This is a genomic window from Moraxella bovoculi 237 (genome assembly GCF_000696305.2).
In the GTDB taxonomy this organism is placed as follows: Bacteria; Pseudomonadota; Gammaproteobacteria; order Pseudomonadales; family Moraxellaceae; genus Moraxella; species Moraxella bovoculi.
Genome location: NZ_AOMT01000004.1, coordinates 26,835 through 45,642, shown reverse-complemented (window position 1 = coordinate 45,642; position 18,808 = coordinate 26,835). Strand labels below are relative to the sequence as shown.

The following is an 18,808-nucleotide window of genomic DNA, read 5'->3' as shown; positions in this document are numbered from 1 at the left end:
GTGTGGTTTTGTTAGTAGTTTTTAACTTTCCCGCTTTGGTAGCTATCGTTTGGGTTGTCTTTGGGCGCTTTTAGAGGTGATTTTGCAGACGGTCATTATGGGTTATCTTTGGTACAATCATGAAGCGTGCGCTGCCAGGCATGGATTATATGCTGTTTTTGGTGGCTGGATTTACATCTTTCTTTATGATGCAAAGAATTGCCACACGCTGACTAGGTGTAGTATCAGTAATGTATCGTGCAGTGCGCCATATTGATGTAATCATTGCATGATCTGTGCTTGAGCTCATTATATATTTTGTAATACTGATTTTGGTATTACATTTAGTGTTGCACACTTGGATGTTGTGCTTTTTTTGTTGGCTCATGATGTTTTCCTTTACTTTTGGTTTGGCAATGATTTTGATGATTGTGGGATATTATGGTGGTGAATTGAGTAAGTTGATTAGTATTGTGTTTACCATATTGTACTTCATTTCTGGGGTCCTTTATTCGGTACACGTGATACCCGAGCCTTATTTGTCGTATCTTATGTACAATCCTTTTATTCACAACCTTGAGATGATTCGTCATGTTTTATCGCCAACTTACCCGATTTATCATGTGAGCATGAGCTATTTTATCAAATGGACAATTTGTGTGAATTTTTTAGGCTTGCTTTTACACAAAGCATTTGAAAGAGATCTAATTTGCACGAAGTGATATTATGATTGAGATTAAAAACATCACCAAATCTTTTAAGACACCACATGGTAGGTGTTATCTATTAAAAGATTTGAATTTAACCATTGCAGGCAAGCAGTCTGTAGGATTGCTTGGCAGAAATCGCGCAGGTAAATCCACGCTGCTGCGCATCATTTGTGGGCTAGATGAGCCAGACTCTGGAGAGGTAGTACCACTTCATGGCCTGTCGGTGTTGTAGGTGGCTTTCAGGGCAGCTTGACAGGTCGTCAAAATGTTCGCTTTGTCTGCCGCCTTTATTCAAGTGGTGATTATATTGACGAAAGAGATCCGCTTTGTGGAAGAGTTTGCCGACATTGGTAAGTATTTTAACATGCCTGTCAAAAGCTGTTCTTCGGGCATGAGAGCGCGATTGACCTTTGGTGTTTCCTTGGCGTTTGATTTTGATTATTATATGCTTGATTAAGTCGGTGCTGTAGGCGATGCAGTATTCCGCAAAAGAGGCGAGTAGATTCTACAAGCCCGACGCGAGCAAGCTGGATTTTTGGTTGTTTCGCATAATCTAGGCGATATCGAGCGTAATTGCGATGTTGGCATTGTGCTGATGGATCAGACGGCACGAGTTTTTCATAATGTGAAAGAAGCGACTAAGGTATATAAAAAACATGTCCACCAAACTAAAAAATAAACGCATCAGTCAGCTGTTATTTGTTGGCATTGTGATTATACCTTGGATTGCAATCATTGCCTACGTTCTGCTTTTGGCAAATCCTAGGTATATTAGCACATCCAATTGGTGATTAAGCAGGTCAGCGAGTAGGCAATGTCTACTTCTGGCATCTGTGCGCTACTGGGTGTGAATAACACCAGTCGGGATGATGCATTGTATTTGACTAAGTACATGCTGTCAGATGACATGATTGATAAATTGGATAAGAAATTTGAGTTCGTAAAAATTATCATTTAACCGGTTCTGACTTCATTTTCCAAAAAAGTGGCAAAAGAACAATTGGCTTTTGCGACCACGCAAGTTCAAGAAGCCGAAGCGCGTCTGAACGACACCAAAAAAGCCATGCTTGATTATCAAAATGCCAATGAGATCTTTGATCCTCAAACCAACGCACAAATTGTCACTCAAGTCATTGCAACCTTACAAGCCCAACTAAGTAGCCTTAGAACCGAAGAGTGTCAACTTCTTAGCTACCTAAATCTAGAAGCGTCTCAAATTGTCAGTCTGCGCAGACAAATTACTTCGGTAGAGAAGCAAATTCGTGATGAGCAAGGCAAGCTAACCTCGCCAAATGACAGTAAACTTAACGAGCAAACCGCTCAATTTGAAAGCATCAAGTCCGATGTTGAATTTGCAGGAGAGCTTTATAAATTGGCATTAATCTCGCTTGAGAGTTCGTGCATTGAGGCGATTGGCAAGATGAAGAATCTTATTGTGATTTCACCGCCGCATCTGGCAGAAGAAGCGCTGTATCCGCGCAAGTCTTATGTGATTGCAACATCATTGGCGTTGCTGCTGATCTTGTATGGTTTTATTGTGTTGGTGCTGTCAGTCTTTCGCGATCATGCAAAATAAGTTGGCGAATAATGGAAGAATGGTTATGAGATCTTCTAAAACAAGCCTTGGTTTAACAGTATCGATGCTGATCGGCGCATCATTACCCCAAAGTGCGTTTGCTAATCGAGCGAACAATGTGGATCGCTTGGCTGCGTCGTGGATAGTCGTCAAGTGCCTGCTAAGGTCACACAATCTGAAGCGGTGGCAGCGGCAAACCTAGGCTTAAACTCCATCATTAATAATTCAGGCAATTATCAACCGGTAAATACTAAGCCACGTATTTTTGGTGATCAATTATTCCGTGGTGCCTTTTCGACCACGTCTGGCCCGACGTTCAACGACAGTTACGTGATCAGCCCTGGCGATAATGTTCAGGTTCGTATGTGGGGCGCGTATCAATACGCAGCCACGACGACAGTCGATCCGCAAGGCAATATTTTGCCGAATGTCGGCCCTGTTAAAGTAGCGGGGGTGCAAAATGGCAATCTGCAAAATGTTGTGCAAACCGCCATCGGCCGCATTTATCGCTCTAATGTCGGTGTGTATGCATCTTTGGAAAATGCCCAGCCTGTGAAGGTTTTCGTGACCGGTTTTGTTAAGCAGCCTGGTTATTACGGTGGCTTGGCGGCAGACTCGGTACTAAGTTATTTAGACAGAGCGGGCGGTGTTGATTCTGAGCGTGGTAGTTATATTGACATTCAGGTGCGCCGCGGTGGGCAACTGGTTCAGCAGATTAACCTTTATAAATTTTTGATCGCAGGCTGATTGGCGCCATTTGAGTTCCGTGATAGTGATGTGCTTACAGTTGCGCCGCAGAAGAAAACTTTTGAGATCTCTGGGCGAGTGCAAAATGAATATGTGTTTGAATTTGGTGTCAATGATTGACCACCTCAGACGTGCTAGGCATTGCAAATCCTCTGGCAGATGCGACCAATATTAGCATCACTCGTGCCGGCGTCCGAGCTCAGACAGCAGAATATTACTCTTTGGGCGAGGCTGCCAATGTGCCTGTCAATAATGGCGATAGACTGGTGGTAACTGCTGACCGTTATCAAGGCTCGATCGTAGTTCAGGTGACAGGTGCTCATCGTGGTAATGGTACGGTGATTTTACCTTATGGTGCTCGATCAAAAGATGTGGTGGCGCAGCTTGAACCTTCAAGTTTGGCAAATGTTAACAATCTAACCATCTATCGTGAGTGGGTCAAAGTCCAGCAAAAAGAAGCGAACAATCGCGCGCTAGACCGCCTAGAAGAGATGACGCTTGCGACGCAATCAACCACAAAAGAAGAAGCGCAGCTGCGTTCTGAAGATGCCAAGTTGGTTGAGCAGTTCATCGCAAAAGCAAGACGTGTAGAGCCTGCTGTTCGCGTAGCTTTGGTGTCAAATTCTTGGCAGGACATCATCCTAGAGCAAGGTGATGTGATCCATATTCCATCAAAAACATCAGTCATCACGGTCAATGGACAAGTTCGCACACAGGGCGCACTTACTTATGATGCGCATTTGACCGTAGGCGATTACACTCCAAAATCGTGGGGCGTACACTCTATGACATCAAGGGTCTTCTGATCAGCAGTCATTAGACGCATTTTGGGCGAACCCTGTCGCGCCCAATCGTAAATCTTATCTAAAATTCCGTGAATATCTCATCGAGCAAACCCAGCTCAACGGCTCATTCCATGGCGCGTCACCTTGGACGATCGCCTATCTTGATGACAAAAGTAACTAAGCCGTCACTAATTATCAAAAAATCCCTTAAATCATTCAATTAGCAGTGTTTTTAAATTAAAAAACTGCTACAATATCCTGCTATTATTTTATTTTTTAATTGCACTTATGACCGATCTAACTCACATTCGTAATTTCTCGATCATTGCTCATATCGACCATGGCAAGAGCACTTTGGCCGACCGCTTTATTCAAGTCTGCGGCGGCTTGTCCGACCGTGAAATGCAAGCGCAAGTCCTAGATAGCATGGATATTGAGCGTGAGCGCGGCATCACGATTAAGGCTCAGTCGGTTACACTGTACTACAATCACCCCAATGGTGAAAAGTATCAGCTAAACTTCATCGACACGCCAGGTCACGTGGACTTTAGTTACGAAGTATCACGTTCATTGGCGGCTTGTGAAGGTGCGCTACTGGTCGTTGATGCTGCACAAGGCGTTGAGGCTCAGTCAGTGGCGAACTGCTATACAGCGGTGGAGCAGGGACTTGAAGTGCTGCCTGTGCTTAATAAAATTGATTTGCCTCAGGTGGAGCCTGAGCGCGTAATCGAAGAGATTGAAGACATCATCGGCATTGAGGCGGTAGAAGCGCCACGCGTCTCGGCCAAGACAGGCTTGGGCATTGACGAGTTACTCCAAACACTGGTGGAGAAAATCCCTGCGCCCACAGGCGATCGCGATGCGCCATTACAGGCATTGATTATCGACTCATGGTTTGATAATTATCTAGGTGTGGTGTCATTGGTGCGTGTCCGCGAAGGTCAGGTAAAAACCGGCGATCGTATTTTTGTAAAATCGACAGGCGAGTCGCATCTGGTAACATCTATTGGTGTCTTTACCCCAAAACGCTTAGAGACAGGGATTCTACAGGCGGGCGAAGTTGGCTTTGTGATTGCGGGCATTAAAGACATTCAAGGCGCGCCTGTGGGTGATACCATTACGCTTGCCAAGACGCCAGAAGTTGAGAACATTCCAGGCTTTCAAAAGGTAACACCGCAGGTCTATGCAGGGATGTTCCCAATCGACTCAAGTGACTTTGAAAAATTCCGTGAAGCCTTACAAAAACTACAAATCAATGATGCGGCGCTGTTCTTTGAGCCGGACACTTCTGATGCGCTGGGCTTTGGTTTTCGTTGTGGCTTCTTGGGCATGCTTCACATGGAGATTATCCAAGAGCGACTTGAGCGCGAATACGACCTTGATTTGATCACCACCGCACCGTCGGTAATTTATGAAGTGGTCAAGAAGAACGGCGACATTGTCTATGTGGACAACCCATCGCGCCTGCCAGATGTGGGCGTCATTCAAGAATTCCGTGAGCCGATCGCTCGTTGTCATATTCTTGTGCCTCAAGAGTACTTGGGTAATGTGATTACTCTTGCCATTGAGCGCCGCGGGGTTCAGGTGGACATGAAGTTCATGGCGCGCCAAGTTCAGGTGATCTTTGATATCCCGATGGGCGAAGTGGTGATGGATTTCTTTGATAAGTTAAAATCAGCATCGCGTGGTTTTGCATCACTCGATTATGCATTTGAACGTTATCAAGCAGATAAACTGTCTCGTGTGGACGTGCTTATTAATGGCGAGAAAGTTGATGCGCTTGCCATGATTTGTCACCAAGAGCATGCGCGCCGCCGTGGCGGTCAGCTGGTCGAAAAAATGAAAGAGCTGATTCCTCGTCAGATGTTTGATGTGGCAATTCAAGCCGCCATCGGCAGCCAAATCATTGCACGTTCGACCGTTAAAGCGATGCGTAAAGATGTACTTGCCAAGTGTTATGGTGGTGACGTAAGCCGTAAGAAAAAACTGCTAGAAAAACAAAAAGCAGGTAAAAAACGCATGAAGCAAGTTGGCTCGGTGGAAATCCCACAAGAAGCGTTCTTGGCGGTGTTAAAAGTCGATAGCTAATTGATGAATTAAATAAAGGGTAGCGTTGTGGAATTTGATATTAATCTTGTGCTTGTGCCGGTGACGTTGGTGCTGCTTGTGGTTTGGCTTGTTGATAAGTTCGCCCTAAAACAGCATCGCGTGGCAAAAATTGCCAACAAAAATCTACTCACGGCACAGCAGCAGCTAAAATCAAGCCAAAATAACCTACAAACCGCCCTAGAACAACATCAGCTAAATGGCGATGTTGATACATTGATTGTCACGGATGCCACGCCCCAAGCTGTCAAAGACGCACATCAAGCCCATCAAATCGCCAAACGTGATGCAACGCTTGCCAAGGTTAATCAAGAAACTGCGGGCGAGAATGTGCTTATACGCTGGGCGTATGAGTTTTTACCGATTCTGCTGATTATCGTGCTTGTGCGCTCGTTTGTGATTGAGCCATTTAACATTCCATCTAGCTCTATGGTGCCGACATTGTACACGGGCGATTTTATTGTGGTGAATAAGGCATCTTATGGGCTTCGCCTGCCTATTACGCACACTAAGATTGTCGATACTGGCAGCCCTGAGCGTGGGGATGTGGCGGTGTTCCGTTACCCGCTTGAGCCGAAACGTTACTACATTAAGCGCGTGATTGGCTTGCCTGGCGATACGGTATCTTATAATGATGGTGTGCTATCCATTAACGGCGAAGCTGTCACCACAGAGCAGACCAGCTACAGTATGGGTGAGTCTTTGGTGAATAAGCTGTTGCCAGCGCAAATCGGCAGCCATGTATTTAGCGATAAAGAGCGTGCAAGATTCGGTCAAGAAGAAGAAAATTACGCGCGCTATTACCAAGAGAGCCTAGGCAGTCATCGTTACAACGTCCGCTATATTGGCGATTTAAATTCATCAGCAGGCGGTCAATTCTTGCAAGATAACTCGCCTGATGTCATCACAACAGAGGGAAGACAGTGGACGGTGCGCGTGCCTGAAGGTCAGTACTTTGTGCTGGGCGATAATCGCGACAGTAGCCAAGACTCTCGTTATTGGGGTTTTGTGCCTGAAGACAATCTTTCAGGTAAGGCAACTTATATTTGGATGCATAAGGAACCTGGCTTTAAGCTGCCAAGTTTTGGTCGAGCAGGTGCGATTGATTGATGTTAATTTCGTTGGATGAAAAATGACCAACCCAAATAAATCATCCCCTAAGGGAAATACAACCATGCTGGATAAATTGCCTCATTTTGCCAATTTTGAGCAGGGGTTGCCAGTGCTGTCTGAGAAGCTAAATTATCAGTTTCGTGATATTTGCTTACCACGTCGTGCTTTGACGCATCGTTCTTATAATCCCAAAGAAAGCTATGAACGTCTTGAGTTTTTGGGCGATGCTTTACTTGGGCTCATCATTGCAGAAGCCTTGTTTACGCATTTTCCGCGCCATGATGAGGGCAAGCTTACGCGCATGCGTGCCACTTTGGTGCGCCAAGAGACGCTGGTTCAGATCGCTGAGAAGCTTGAATTATCACGCCATCTAATCTTGGGCGTGGGCGAGCGTAAGGGCGGCGGCCGTCATCGCGCCTCAATCTTGGCAGATGCTGTTGAGGCGCTGATCGCAGCGGTCTATCTAGACAGTGGCGACATGAATTTGGTCAAAGAGCTTGTCAAAGTCTGGTACGAATCATTAATCCTAGAAGTGGGCGAGGAAAAGGTGTTAAAAGATGCCAAATCTCGCCTTCAAGAGTGGCTACAGGGCAATCGACTGTCCTTACCAACGTATGAGCTTGACGAAATCATTGGCAACGCACCGAACCAAACATTCGTCGTAACCTGCCGAGTGAATCTAGACGGCATTAAGCCCATCACTCAGACAGGCGAATCGCGTCGCATAGCAGAACAAAAATGCGCCGAGCTGATGATAAATCAGCTCAACAAAACTCAAAATTCATAATATTCAGCCTAGTCAAATTACCAAATCCGCCTTTAAAAACGGGCGGTTTTGTGTTTTAATAGGCTATTAAATATCTAAAAACAAGGTAACACATGACCGATAACAACCAAGCGCCAGAACCTGCCAATGATGATATGATCACGGCATTTTTTGAAAATAGCGCACCCACCATCAGCGATGATTTTAAATCAGGCTTTGTGGCGATCGTTGGTCGCCCGAACGTTGGCAAATCAACGCTCATGAACCACTTACTTGGGCAAAAATTATCCATCACGTCGCGCAAGCCTCAGACCACGCGCCACCGTATCCACGGTATTTTGACTGATGATGAGATGCAGATTGTGTTCGTTGATACCCCAGGCATTCACAGCAAGGAAGTAAAAGCCATCAATGAGCGCATGAATAAAGCTGCGGTATCGGCCTTATCTGATGTTGATTTGGTGCTATTTGTGGTGGATGGCTTGCAGTGGCGCGAAGATGATCTATTGACGCTAGAGAAATTGTCAGCGACCAATCTGCCCGTCGTGCTGGTTATCAATAAATCCGACACTGTCAAAGACAAAACACAGATGCTGCCATTGATCGAAGGATTTAGTGAGAGTTTTGATTTTGCAGATATTGTGCCGGTGTCAGCATTACGCGGGCATAATTTGGACAGATTAAAAGAAGTGATCGGGCAGTTTTTGCCGGTGCGTCCGCCGATTTTTGACCCTGAGCAGATCACCGATCGTTCCGAGCGCTTCTTGGCAAGTGAAATTATCCGCGAGAAAATCATGCGTGCATCAGGCGATGAAGTGCCGTATGATTTGACTGTACAAATCGACACCTTTAAAGACGAACCCGCGCACAAAGATCCCGAGACGGGCAAATGGCGTAAAGCAGTGACTTTCATCGATGCGACCATCTTTGTCGAACGTGCAGGTCAAAAAACCATCATCATTGGCGATAAAGGCTCAAGAATTAAACAGGTCGGCATTGATGCACGCAAGGACATGGAGGCGCTATTTGACCGCAAGATTATGCTGACGCTTTGGGTAAAAGTCAAAAAAGGCTGGTCCGATGATGAGCGCGCCTTGACGAGCTTGGGGTATTAATTCTCTTGCGCCAACAACCACTGACAGGTTATATTCTGCACGCCAGAGCTTATCAAGAAAAACGCGCAATTTATCAATTTTTTAGTAGCGAGTTTGGTGTGGTGAGCGGTGTGGGTACGCGAGGCATGCCGTCTTTTGTGCCGGTGACCCTATTCGCCACAGGCAAGAATGCGCTGAAATCTTTCACCCAAATACAGCCATCGCCAGAAGTTAGCCTTACGCCCATCATGGGTCAGACTCAGTATGCGCTACTCTACATGAATGAGGTGTTGTCTCGACTGCTGGTGCCTGAGAGTCCTTGCGAGGTGCTTTGGCAGGTTTATCATGATGAGATCATGCAGCTTCGAAAGCTTGGTATGATTGAAGCTTGTGATTCTCTTAGTGATCTAAAACAGGCGCTCAGACGGTTCGAGAGGGCGTTATTTGATGAATTGGGTGTGAGTCTTGATTTTGAGTGTGATGGTTTGGGTGAGAGTATCGACACCGATGGTTATTATCGTTTCGTGCCTGAAGTTGGCTTTGTGACAATTGGATCGACATTGATTAATGAAGCCAACGATGAAGGTAAAAAATTAAGCCGAGTATCATACCTAGGTTCAGATCTATTAGAGATGGCGCGTGCGCAGAGTAATCAGGATTTGTATGTCAAGCATCTACAATCGTTTAGTCAGTTACAGCGTGATGTGATGGACTATCTATTAGAATATAAGCCGCTGCACAGTCGTAACTTATGGCGACAAAGCTTGCAATATCAGTCTGTATAATTTGATTTAAAAGGAAAAACTATGTCTAAGCCACTGCTTGGGGTGAATATCGATCATGTAGCGACACTAAGAAATGCACGCGGCGTACATTATCCTTGCCCGATCGAGGCGGCGCTCAGCTGCGAGCAGGCGGGTGCGGACGGCATCACGCTGCATTTGCGTGAAGATCGCCGCCACATTAAGGATGTAGATGTCTATGCGATGAAAGATAAGCTTAAAACCCGCATGAATCTGGAGATGGCTGTCACGGATGAGATGCTTGCCATCGCTCTTGATGTTAAGCCTGCTTGGGTCTGTCTGGTTCCCGAAAAGCGCCAAGAAGTGACCACAGAAGGCGGGCTTGATGTAACTAACTTGCCACAGCTACCTCAATTCATCAAAAAACTACAATCAGCGGGTATTTTAGTGTCATTATTTATCGACCCTGATGTGCATCAGATTGACGCCGCCATATCATGCGGCGCCGACGCGATTGAACTTCACACAGGTGCGTACGCACATGCAGATTTGGATAAGGATGTGCAGACGCTTAACCGCGAATTAGACCGTATTCGCGAAGCGGTGGCGTATACTAAGTCAAAAACGGATAACATGCTTATTAATGCAGGACATGGATTAACCAGAGATAATGTCGCAAATATCGCTCAGATAGACGGCATCCATGAGCTGAACATCGGCCATTCCATTATTGCAGATGCCGTATTTATGGGGATTGAACGAGCAGTCAAAGAAATGCGAGCCGCATTTGTGGTGTAATTGACAAAATTGTAAGCAAATGTGTTATAATAACACCGTGAGTTCCGCTTAATCTTGAATAATAAGCGTTTGAGTTTCTATTCATGATTAAGCGGCGATTTGTAAAAAATCAATATCTTTATGTAACATTGTGTAGCTATTGCAAAAAAAAGGCTTGTAAAATCCTTAAAATGCCGTTAAGCTACCCATATCTATCAGAAACAAATATTGCCTTACTGCGGTAAATTATGGTTGGCAGAGGCGATTAGTTAATGGTAGAATATGACATGGTAATGTTGTGTTACGCATTCTGAAAAACCAACCGTTCCTTTGGAGGAATTTATGAAACTAAATAAAATCGCTCTAGCAGTACTTGCTACTGCAGCGACCGCTGCTTCTGCTGGTGTAACTGTAAGCCCAGTACTACTAGGCTACCACTATAATGATGAAGCGCATGACAAGCAACGAGAAGTATTACGCACTGGCAAGCAATTAAACCCAGATCATCAAGTAAAAGATGGTGTTGCTCTTGATAGCGATCTGTGGATTGGTGCAGGTCTTGGTGTAGAACTTACCCCATCTACCCAATTACAAGTAGAATATGCTGTTTCTAACAGCGACGCAAAAGCTTCTGATCGCTCATTCAATCTAGACGCTGCTAATCGTTTTGACTCTGAGCAACAAACCATCAGCGGTAACTTCCTAATCGGTACTGAGCAGTTCACTGGCTACAATGCTAACAGCAAGTTCAAGCCTTATGTATTGATCGGTGCTGGTCAACAAAAAACTAAAATTGAAAACCAAGCAGCCTATGAAGCAGATAATGCTAATGCACCATATGGCAAAATTGCTAAAGATCAGAAAGTGACTGCTGGTACAGAAGTAACGACCTCAAAAGACACCATTGGCAACATTGGTTTGGGTGCTCGCTACCTAGTAAATGATGCACTAGCACTGCGTGGTGAAGTTCGTGCAATCCACAACTTCGACAATAAATGGTGGGAAGGTCTAGCCCTAGCAGGTCTGGAAGTAACTCTGGGTGGTCGTCTAGCGCCAGCAGTTCCTGTAGCTCCTGTAGCGGAAGTTGCTGAACCTGTAGTTGTTGTTGAACCTGTAGTTGTTATTGAACCTGTAGTTGTTGAAGACAATATCGTTGACAGCGACAATGACGGTGTTCCTGATCATCTAGACGCTTGCCCAGGCACTCCTACAAACGTAGTTGTTGATGCACGTGGCTGCCCAGTACAGGTTAACGTAAACGAAGAACTACGTCGTGAACTGCGTGTATTCTTTGATCGTGACAAGTCTGCTATCAAACCACAATTCCGTGAAGAAGTAGCGAAAGTTGCACAATCTATGAGAGAATTCCCGAACGCGACTGCTGTAATTGAAGGTCACGCATCTAAAGACAGCAATCGTTCAAGTGCTAAATACAACCAACGTCTATCTGAAGCACGTGCAAACGCTGTTAAGTTAATGCTATCTAACGAGTTCGGCATTGCTCCTAACCGTCTAAACGCTGTTGGTTATGGCTTTGATCGTCCAATCGCGCCTAACACTACTGACGAAGGTCGTGCGCTTAACCGTCGTGTAATCGCGGTTATCTCTGGCAACAGAACTTCTACTGTAGAACAAACTAAAGACATGGTTGTACAATAATCAGCCCTTTAGTAAGTAGTAAAAAAAAGAACCGTCAATTGGCGGTTCTTTTTATTTGTGCTTGCTTTTACTATAGTGTGAATTATGCTATAATAAACGGTTGCTTTTATTTCATATCAGTAAATAAGAGCTATCCAAGAGTATCCTCTTTCATTTAATTTTGCTAATCAGCAACCCTATTAAAAACGAGTATTTATGGCAAACGACATTAAGCATTTGCGCAATATCGCAATTATTGCTCACGTTGACCACGGTAAAACCACCCTAGTTGATAAACTATTACAACAATCTGGCGCGCTTGGCGAGCGTTCAGGTGAGATTGAGCGTGTGATGGACTCTAACGCACTCGAAAGCGAGCGCGGCATCACCATTTTGGCAAAAAACACTGCTATTAAATGGCTGGACAAACGTACCAATACAGAATATCGTATCAACATCGTCGATACCCCGGGACACGCCGACTTCGGTGGTGAGGTTGAGCGTGTTATGTCGATGGTAGACTGCGTTCTACTGCTGGTGGATTCTCAAGAAGGCCCAATGCCACAAACGCGCTTCGTAACTCAAAAAGCATTCGCGCGTGGTCTTAAGCCCATTGTCATCATTAACAAAATCGACAAACCTGCAGCACGTGCTGACTGGGTAATTGATCAAGTTTTTGATCTATTTGACAGCTTAGAAGCGACTGATGAACAGCTTGATTTCCCGATTGTATATGCGTCAGGTATTAATGGCATCGCTGGTCTTGAACCTGATGATCTTGCATCTGACATGACGCCACTATTTGAGACTATTGTAGACATCGTTGAGCCACCAAAGGTTGACGTTGATGGTCCATTCCAAATGCAAATCTCAAGCTTGGATTATAACAGCTTTGTTGGTGTGATCGGTGTTGGTCGTATTCAGCGTGGTTCAATCAAGACGAACACACCTGTGACTGTGATTGACAAAGACGGCAATAAGCGTAATGGTCGTATCCTAAAAATCATGGGCTATCACGGCCTTGAGCGTGTAGATGTGGATTCTGCACAAGCAGGTGACATCGTGTGTGTGACCGGTCTTGATAATCTAAACATCTCAGATACCATCTGCGATCCTGCCAATGTTGAAGCTCTGCCTGCTTTGTCAGTAGATGAACCAACAGTTTCGATGACTTTCCAAGTTAATGATTCACCGTTTGCAGGCAAAGAAGGTAAATTCGTCACATCGCGTAACATTCGTGAACGTCTGGATCGTGAATTGATCCATAACGTGGCGCTTCGTGTTGAAGATACTGACAGTCCTGAGAAATTTAAAGTGTCAGGTCGTGGTGAGCTACACCTGTCAGTATTGATTGAGAACATGCGCCGTGAAGGCTTTGAACTTGGTGTGTCTCGTCCTCAAGTCATCATGAAAGAGATTGATGGTGTGATGAGCGAACCTTATGAGAATGTGACTTTTGACGTAGAAGAGCAGCACCAAGGCGCAGTCATGCAAGAGATGGGCGAGCGCAAAGGTGAGCTGACTAATATGGAAGTTGATGGCAAAGGCCGTATCCGTATTGAGGCGACCGTACCATCACGCGGCCTAATTGGCTTCCGTTCGGCATTCTTGACCATGACGTCAGGTACTGGCATCATGACATCAAGCTTTTCGCATTATGGACCTGCCAAAGAAGGTTCGGTGGCAAAACGTCAAAATGGTGTTCTGATCTCTATGGTGACAGGCACTTGCTTGGGTTATGCGCTATTTAGCTTGCAAGAACGTGGCCGTCTATTCGCTAAGCCACAGCTTGAAGTTTATGAAGGCATGATCGTAGGTATCAACTCGCGTTCTGATGACATGGTAGTTAACCCAACCAAAGCCAAGCAGCTAACGAACATTCGTGCTTCTGGCTCTGACGATGCCATCATCCTAACTCCCGCGCTAGAATACACGCTAGAGCAAGCGCTTGAATTTATCGAAGATGATGAACTGGTTGAAGTAACACCAAAATCAATCCGTATCCGTAAGCGTTATTTGACAGAGAATGAGCGTAAGCGTTTCGGTCGTAAAAAAGATTGATAGTCATTTACAATATTTAACAATAATAGCATACAAAAAACATTTTTTTGCTGCGACTATTGTTATAATAGGGCTAAAGTATCTGTCAATATAATTAATACAGACCTAATTTAGGTCTGTATTTTTATAGTTTATTCAAAATAGAGATTCCCTCATGGGTATGATTTAAGAATTTAAAGAATTTGCCCTAAAAGTCAACGTGATCGACCTAGCAGTGGGTGTGATCATTGGTGCTGCTTTTGGTAAAATCACCACTTCATTCGTTGAAGATATCACCATGCCAATCGTTGCATTCATCGTTGGTGATGACATTGATTTCAAAAATATGTTCGTTCTATTCGGCGATGTACCAGCAGGCGTACCGATGACTTATGATGCACTTAAAGAGGCGGGCGCGCCAATGCTTGCTTACGGTAGCTTCTTAACAGTGGTTATTAATTCATCATCCTAGCATTCATCATCTTTATGAGGGTTAAAGGCATGAATAAGATGCGCCGTAACTCAGAAGAAGAGGTGGCACCTGAAGAAACGTCAGAAGAAGTGGTATTACTTCGTGAAATCAGCGCAAAGCTGGGCGAACGTAAGTAACCAGCTTTAGGTAATAAAAAACACCTTTCTAAAAGTTGTTTTTTATTACCTAAAGCTTGCCTTTTGGTAAAAATATTATATAATAGCAAACGTTATTAAATTTTATAACATTCTATCCATAGAGAGTAATCATGAAGAAACTAGTATTCTTAGGTGTATTTGCCGCATTAAGCACAGGTTGCGCTACTCAAACGTACCTACTATCCAATCAATCCCAGGCTACACCAAGTGTTGATAAGGCTCAGACTTTCTTTGTTAGCGGGTTGGCTCAGCAGCGAGAAATTAACGCAGCTGAAGTTTGTAATGGCGCGAACAATGTTGCTAAGGTTGAAACTCAGCACAGTTTCCTAAATGGCGTTCTAGGCACGATTAGCTCGGGCATCTATACTCCGCGCCAAGTACGCATTTATTGCAAATAAACAATCATTAAGGAATATCAATGAAACACATTATCGCTTGCCTTGGCTTGTTTGCTCTAACTGGCTGTGCTACCCAAACTGCATTTATCCAAAATGGCGCAAAAGTAGAACCTACTTTCAGTAAGTCACAGAGTTTTTATATCTCAGGCATTGGTCAAGAAAAGACCGTTAATGCTGCAGAGGTTTGTGGTGCTGCTGATAAGGTTGCTAAAGTTCAAAGCTTACAAAAACCAAAAGACATTGGTTTAACAGTACTAACTTTGGGTATCTACACGCCACACACTGCTGAAGTTTTCTGCAAATAAAGCGTGAACAAAATAAAAAACACCTTTTTTAAGGTGTTTTTTATGTGAAATTTAAATTAAATGGGCTGGCAATTGGGGCAGTAGACACTAGCCCGTCCGCCGATTTTTTGATTTTCAAGAATGGTGCCGCAGATAGTGCAGGGCTTACCATGATTGCCATACGCCAGCAGAGTCTGCTGAAAATAGCCTGTTTTACCATTGCCCACTGTGAAGTCGCGTAAGGTTGAACCGCCTTTTTCGATGGCTTTGGCTAGAATGTTTTTGATGTGATTTACAAGCTGTTCGATTTGGATTTCATCCAGTTGATTGGCAGGTTTTGCTGGGTGAATCCCTGATAAAAATAAGCTCTCGGCAGCATAGATATTGCCCACACCAACGACGACTGCCTGATCCATGATGAGGGTCTTGATGGGCTTGGTGATGGGTTTGGACTTCTTGCCACGGCGTTGAATATGCCCATATAGATAGGCAGCATTGAAAGTCTCATCAAGAGGCTCAACACCCAGATGATTCAAAAATCGATCGCGCGCATTGTCTTTATCATCGATATGATCGTCATTATCTGCCCACAGAATGATGCCAAAGCGTCTGGGGTCGTGATAGTGTAGAGCAATATCACCAAAGCATATGATGAGATGGTCGTGCTTTCTAGGCTCAAGCTCATCATTAATAGGATGCTGCTGGAGGCTGCCTGACATGCCAAGATGTACCATGAGCACCTTTCGGCTGTTGTCTGTTTCGTGATAAAAATGCAACAGCAGATATTTGGCGCGGCGTTCTAATTTATCTAGGCAAAATCCCACCAAGCTATCCAAGTCATTCGGCATCATGTAGCGAAGTTTTGGCTGATAGACGTGAACATTAGTCACGGCATGATTCAGTAGGGGTTCTAGGCTTTTTTTGGTAGTTTCAACTTCGGGTAATTCAGGCATAAGCTTCTTAGTTGGTGCTGCGTCTGGCGTGTAGAACGTCTGGCTGCTGTTCGATTTTGGCAAGGAGGCGTGATAAGTGAGCCAGTCCCGCCACCTCAACATAAAACTTCATATGACTGACTGATTCGTCAGTGCTGACGGTCTCGGCGCGATGGATGTTCACTTTTTCTTTGTCGATGATATTGACGAGATCTCTTAGAAGACCGCGGCGGTTATTGGCCTCGACATGAATTGTGACGGGTTGATAACGGCCAAAACTTTCCTGCCAGTTAGCACTCACTTGACGCTCTGGCTCGCGCTCGATCAGTCGCAGATATTCTGGGCACTTGGCGTTATGAATGCTAACGCCATGCGATAGCGTGACGAAGCCAGCAATTGGCTCACCATGCACAGGCGTGCAGCAGCCCGCCAGATGGATCTCGACATTATCAAAACCATCCAGATCAATTTGATATTTATTGGGGCGAGAAGGCGTCTTAATCTCAATGCTTTCTTCATCAACCGGCGGCGTACCTAGGTTTAGCTTATTGCTGATTTTGCCGACCAGTTGCAGCACACCGACATCACCCATGACCAAAGACAAAAATAGTTCATCTTCGTTCTTGGTGTTAAACTCTTCTAGATGGTCATTGATATTGACTTGGTTTGGGCTGATGGAGAGTCTGTCCAGCTCGCGAAAGAACATGCCTCGACCCATCTCGATGTTTTTATCACGGTCTTGTTTGTTAAACCATTGGCGTAATTTTGATTTGGCACGGTTAGTGTGAATATAGCCCAGCGATGACACGAGCCAATCGCGATTAGGTTCGCGATTCGACTTAGTGATGATTTCAACTTGATCGCCTGTCTTGGGTTGGTGAGTAAGCGGCACATAGCGACCATTGACGCGCGCGCCTTGAGCTTGGTTGCCAACTTCGGTGTGCACATAATAAGCAAAGTCCAGCACCGTTGCGCCCTTTGGTAGCTCAGTAATATCGCCATCACGGCTGAACACATAAATGCGTTCTGCATTGTCTAGATCAAGATCGTCTTCGGCTTCTGCGCCATTCTCGGGCTTATCATTGGCGAGCAATTGACGTAGTGAACTGATTTTTTGGGTAAGGTAGTCGTCTTTTTTGGCTTTTAGACCTTCTTTGTAATTGACGTGCGCTGCCTTGCCAAGCTCGGCCTCAAAGTGCATGTCAAAGGTGCGAATCTGCACTTCTAGCGTGCGGTGATTGGCGATGACGGCGGTGTGCAGTGATTTATAGCCATTGGGCTTAGGGTTGGTGATGTAATCATCGAACTGCTCTGGTATGTGCCGCCAAAGTCCATGCACGATGCCAAGCGTGTAGTAACATTGCGCATTGCTGTTCACTAAAACGCGCAGCGCACGGATGTCATACAACTGATCAAAAGACAGATTTTTCTTTTTCATCTTACGCCAGATGGAGTAGATGTGCTTGACGCGGCCAGATACTTCTGCGTCGATGCCTGCTTTTGCCAGTGCTTGGCTTAGGTCTTCTTTGACGATGTCAATATAGGCTTCACGCTCGCTGCGCTTCTCTGAGAGTAGACTTGCGATTTTTTTGTATTCATCGGGGGCAAGGTAGCGAAACGCAAGGTCTTCTAATTCCCATTTTAATTGGGCGATGGACAGGCGGTGCGCCAGCGGTGCGTAGATGGTCATCACTTCGCGAGCGACGCGTTTTTGGCGGTCGGGCGGGGCGAATGACAGCTCGCGCATGGCAAAGGTGCGCTCGGCAAGCTTGATAAGTACCGCTCGCACATCGTTGGTCGTGCTGATGAGCATGCTGTAAATGGTGGAGAGCTGATCGCGTTGTTCGCTTTCAAAGTAGTCTTCTAGGCGCTTATTCCCTTCGATGCTCTCTGAGAGTCGCCCCATGGCAAGCGTATCTTCAACCAGATGTGCGATGTCTTCACCAAAATTATTCTTGATGGTATCAACGCTAACCACTTCGCGGCGCGCCGTACGATACAGCATGGCGGCGACCAAGGCATTCTCGTCCTGGAATAAATAAGCCAAAATATCCGCCATGCCAATCCCTGTGGCATAAGCACCTGAGCGGCTGACGTGGGGTTTGTTGGAATGGACTTTGACAAATTCACACGCGCGGCGCAGTAGGGGTAGATCATCCTTGCCAATGCGAGCCGCAACACTCTCAAGCCATGTCTCGACATCGATGTCTGACTCGCTGATGCTGGCAGGAGATCGGCTTTGATTGGAATAATCAAGCGTGGTGGTAAGCTTGGGGTTATTAAGCTGAGCCTTAAAATCGGGGTGAAGCTCCTTGGCGACCATGCTGGCTGCCAAAGTTGCGCTGTCGGTGTCGCTGTTCGCCCCGCCCAAAAGCGGTAAGCCTTCACGAATTTGTACCACGAGATTTCCTTTTTCCCTAGGTTATTATCATCTGCTGAAAGTATCGGATATTATGGCATTTTCTGCGTGTTTTTTAAAGCAAAATCACC

At 45.3% G+C, this 18,808-nt stretch carries 18 protein-coding genes and 1 pseudogene; 17 read left to right on the top strand and 2 right to left on the bottom strand.

The genetic code is table 11. The annotated features are described in order from the left end of the window. Positions 1–774 precede the first annotated feature (774 nt). The 17 genes and pseudogenes from MBO_RS10150 to MBO_RS00380 all read left to right on the top strand — a co-directional run bounded on the left by MBO_RS10150 (position 775) and on the right by MBO_RS00380 (position 15,407). The gene (locus MBO_RS10150; RefSeq protein ID WP_265013574.1) at positions 775–921 is read left to right on the top strand and encodes an ATP-binding cassette domain-containing protein; all 147 of its coding nucleotides are present in this window, start codon (positions 775–777) and stop codon (positions 919–921) included. 33 nt (positions 922–954) lie between these two features. Further along, positions 955–1,146, top strand: a complete 192-nt coding sequence (locus MBO_RS10145; RefSeq protein ID WP_265013573.1) for a hypothetical protein — start codon at positions 955–957, stop codon at positions 1,144–1,146. Between the two features lie 357 nt (positions 1,147–1,503). Then, on the top strand, positions 1,504–1,647 hold the full coding sequence (locus tag MBO_RS09990) for a hypothetical protein (RefSeq protein WP_227540013.1): 144 nt from the start codon (positions 1,504–1,506) through the stop codon (positions 1,645–1,647). 27 nt (positions 1,648–1,674) lie between these two features. Beyond that, entirely contained in the window at positions 1,675–2,265 is a 591-nt protein-coding gene (locus tag MBO_RS09985; RefSeq protein WP_052585190.1) for a hypothetical protein, read from the top strand. A gap of 138 nt (positions 2,266–2,403) precedes the next feature. After that, positions 2,404–3,012, top strand: coding sequence for a polysaccharide biosynthesis/export family protein (locus MBO_RS09980; protein ID WP_052585189.1), 609 nt, complete (start codon positions 2,404–2,406; stop codon positions 3,010–3,012). Between the two features lie 116 nt (positions 3,013–3,128). Next, positions 3,129–3,818 carry a hypothetical protein gene (locus tag MBO_RS09975; RefSeq protein WP_052585188.1) on the top strand — a complete coding sequence of 230 codons (690 nt, stop codon included), beginning with the start codon at positions 3,129–3,131 and terminating at the stop codon, positions 3,816–3,818. A 267-nt stretch (positions 3,819–4,085) separates the two neighbouring features. After that, positions 4,086–5,885 (top strand): translation elongation factor 4, encoded by a 1,800-nt coding sequence (lepA, locus tag MBO_RS00430; protein WP_036361899.1) that lies wholly within the window; start codon positions 4,086–4,088, stop codon positions 5,883–5,885. A 291-nt stretch (positions 5,886–6,176) separates the two neighbouring features. After that, positions 6,177–7,013, top strand: coding sequence for a signal peptidase I (gene lepB, locus MBO_RS00425; RefSeq protein WP_406812845.1), 837 nt, complete (start codon positions 6,177–6,179; stop codon positions 7,011–7,013). Positions 7,014–7,035: 22 nt separating this feature from the next. Beyond that, positions 7,036–7,803 carry a ribonuclease III gene (gene rnc, locus MBO_RS00420; protein ID WP_036361894.1) on the top strand — a complete coding sequence of 256 codons (768 nt, stop codon included), beginning with the start codon at positions 7,036–7,038 and terminating at the stop codon, positions 7,801–7,803. 92 nt (positions 7,804–7,895) lie between these two features. After that, positions 7,896–8,897 (top strand): GTPase Era, encoded by a 1,002-nt coding sequence (gene era, locus MBO_RS00415; RefSeq protein WP_036361891.1) that lies wholly within the window; start codon positions 7,896–7,898, stop codon positions 8,895–8,897. Positions 8,898–8,902: 5 nt separating this feature from the next. After that, positions 8,903–9,661, top strand: a complete 759-nt coding sequence (gene recO / locus MBO_RS00410) for a DNA repair protein RecO (RefSeq protein WP_036361888.1) — start codon at positions 8,903–8,905, stop codon at positions 9,659–9,661. Positions 9,662–9,682: 21 nt separating this feature from the next. Next, the gene (pdxJ, locus tag MBO_RS00405) at positions 9,683–10,417 is read left to right on the top strand and encodes a pyridoxine 5'-phosphate synthase (RefSeq protein WP_036361885.1); all 735 of its coding nucleotides are present in this window, start codon (positions 9,683–9,685) and stop codon (positions 10,415–10,417) included. Between the two features lie 321 nt (positions 10,418–10,738). After that, complete coding sequence (locus tag MBO_RS00400; protein WP_036361881.1) at positions 10,739–12,055, top strand: OmpA family protein; 1,317 nt, start codon at positions 10,739–10,741, stop codon at positions 12,053–12,055. A gap of 195 nt (positions 12,056–12,250) precedes the next feature. After that, positions 12,251–14,095, top strand: coding sequence for a translational GTPase TypA (typA, locus tag MBO_RS00395; protein ID WP_036361878.1), 1,845 nt, complete (start codon positions 12,251–12,253; stop codon positions 14,093–14,095). A gap of 199 nt (positions 14,096–14,294) precedes the next feature. Further along, a pseudogene (gene mscL, locus MBO_RS00390) lies at positions 14,295–14,683 on the top strand (large conductance mechanosensitive channel protein MscL). A 131-nt stretch (positions 14,684–14,814) separates the two neighbouring features. Then, positions 14,815–15,102: a Bor family protein gene (locus tag MBO_RS00385; protein WP_036361875.1), complete on the top strand. Its 288-nt coding sequence runs from the start codon at positions 14,815–14,817 to the stop codon at positions 15,100–15,102. A gap of 20 nt (positions 15,103–15,122) precedes the next feature. Beyond that, positions 15,123–15,407, top strand: a complete 285-nt coding sequence (locus MBO_RS00380) for a Bor family protein (RefSeq protein ID WP_036361873.1) — start codon at positions 15,123–15,125, stop codon at positions 15,405–15,407. 56 nt (positions 15,408–15,463) lie between these two features. Here the strand turns inward: MBO_RS00380 and mutM are convergent, their stop codons facing one another. Together mutM and MBO_RS00370 are read right to left on the bottom strand one after the other, a co-directional pair. Further along, on the bottom strand, positions 15,464–16,339 hold the full coding sequence (gene mutM / locus MBO_RS00375) for a bifunctional DNA-formamidopyrimidine glycosylase/DNA-(apurinic or apyrimidinic site) lyase (protein ID WP_036361869.1): 876 nt from the start codon (positions 16,337–16,339) through the stop codon (positions 15,464–15,466). 7 nt (positions 16,340–16,346) lie between these two features. Next, entirely contained in the window at positions 16,347–18,719 is a 2,373-nt protein-coding gene (locus tag MBO_RS00370; RefSeq protein WP_036361866.1) for a RelA/SpoT family protein, read from the bottom strand. Positions 18,720–18,808 lie beyond the last annotated feature (89 nt).

What these genes read in the sequence shown, in the direction of transcription:
- MBO_RS09990 (WP_227540013.1), top strand. Translation starts at nt 1,504, where the DNA reads ATGTCTACTTCTGGCATCTGTGCGCTACTGGGTGTGAATAACACCAGT.
- MBO_RS00385 (WP_036361875.1), top strand. Translation starts at nt 14,815, where the DNA reads ATGAAGAAACTAGTATTCTTAGGTGTATTTGCCGCATTAAGCACAGGT.
- mutM (WP_036361869.1), bottom strand. Translation starts at nt 16,339, where the DNA reads ATGCCTGAATTACCCGAAGTTGAAACTACCAAAAAAAGCCTAGAACCC.
- typA (WP_036361878.1), top strand. Translation starts at nt 12,251, where the DNA reads ATGGCAAACGACATTAAGCATTTGCGCAATATCGCAATTATTGCTCAC.
- rnc (WP_036361894.1), top strand. Translation starts at nt 7,036, where the DNA reads ATGACCAACCCAAATAAATCATCCCCTAAGGGAAATACAACCATGCTG.
- MBO_RS10145 (WP_265013573.1), top strand. Translation starts at nt 955, where the DNA reads ATGTTCGCTTTGTCTGCCGCCTTTATTCAAGTGGTGATTATATTGACG.
- pdxJ (WP_036361885.1), top strand. Translation starts at nt 9,683, where the DNA reads ATGTCTAAGCCACTGCTTGGGGTGAATATCGATCATGTAGCGACACTA.
- lepA (WP_036361899.1), top strand. Translation starts at nt 4,086, where the DNA reads ATGACCGATCTAACTCACATTCGTAATTTCTCGATCATTGCTCATATC.
- era (WP_036361891.1), top strand. Translation starts at nt 7,896, where the DNA reads ATGACCGATAACAACCAAGCGCCAGAACCTGCCAATGATGATATGATC.
- MBO_RS00380 (WP_036361873.1), top strand. Translation starts at nt 15,123, where the DNA reads ATGAAACACATTATCGCTTGCCTTGGCTTGTTTGCTCTAACTGGCTGT.
- MBO_RS00400 (WP_036361881.1), top strand. Translation starts at nt 10,739, where the DNA reads ATGAAACTAAATAAAATCGCTCTAGCAGTACTTGCTACTGCAGCGACC.